Source organism: Streptomyces boncukensis (assembly GCF_011045075.1).
In the GTDB taxonomy this organism is placed as follows: domain Bacteria; phylum Actinomycetota; class Actinomycetes; order Streptomycetales; family Streptomycetaceae; genus Streptomyces; species Streptomyces boncukensis.
Genome location: NZ_JAAKZZ010001030.1, coordinates 1 through 932, shown reverse-complemented (window position 1 = coordinate 932; position 932 = coordinate 1). Strand labels below are relative to the sequence as shown.

Here is a 932-nt window from a genome sequence, read left to right as displayed (position 1 = left end):
GCCGCCGCCACCGCCACCGCCGCCGCCCGCGGCGGTCGCGGGCACGGGCTCCGGTACGGACGAGGGAGGCCGGGCGTGATCGCCGCGATGGGGCTGCGCTGGATACTGACCCTCGTCTTCGCGGCGCTCGCGGGCTACGCGGCCTGGCGCGCCGTCCGCTCGCCCCGGTGGCCCGCCCGGGTCTCGCACGCGCTGCACGCGGCGATGGCGGTGGCCATGGCCGTGATGGTGTGGCCATGGGGCATGCAACTGGCCGTGGGGCCGCAGACGGCGCTGTTCACCGCCGCCGCGCTGTGGTTCCCGGTGGCCGCTTCGGCGTGCGGCGACCGCGCGGGCCGGGCCCGGGAGGCGCTGCGCTCCCTGCCGCACGCAGCGGCGATGGCCGCCATGGCGTGGATGGTGTACGCGATGGACGCCGCCATGAGCGGCGGTGCGCACGGCTCCGGCGGGAGCGGGAGCGGGGGCGCGGGCGGCGGAGAGCACGCCGGGCACCACGGCGGCTCGGAGTCCGGGCTGGCCACGATGTCCCTGACCGGCCCGGACGCCCGGACGGCGGCCGGAGTGCTCGCCGCGTTCTTCCTGGCCTGCGCCCTGTGGTGGCTGGCCCGCGGCTTCGACGAGGCCCGCACGGCCGGGCCCGCGCCGGGCGCGGCAACCGCGCGCCGGGCGTACGACCTGCTCTGCCACGGGGTGATGGCGGCGGGGATGGCCGTGATGTACGTACTGATGATCTGAACTGCCTGGAGTCACCTGGTGCGAACCACCTGCACGCTGCTGAGCTCTCTGCTCCTGCTCGGCGCGGCGTTCGGCGCCGCGTACGCCGCCGGGTCCCGCGCCGGGCCCGTGGCGCCCGGAATGCACCCCGCGTCCGTCCCGGGCGGCGGGCACGGACCGGCGCACGGCGGGGAACACGGCGGGGGCCACGGCCTGTC

The 932-nt window shown here is 78.1% G+C and carries 1 protein-coding gene; it reads left to right on the top strand.

The features are described 5' to 3' along the window. A partial coding sequence (locus tag G5C65_RS37745) for a DUF5134 domain-containing protein (protein ID WP_241266356.1) occupies positions 1-735 on the top strand: 735 nt, incomplete at its 5' end. Between the last annotated feature and the right edge of the window lie 197 nt (positions 736-932).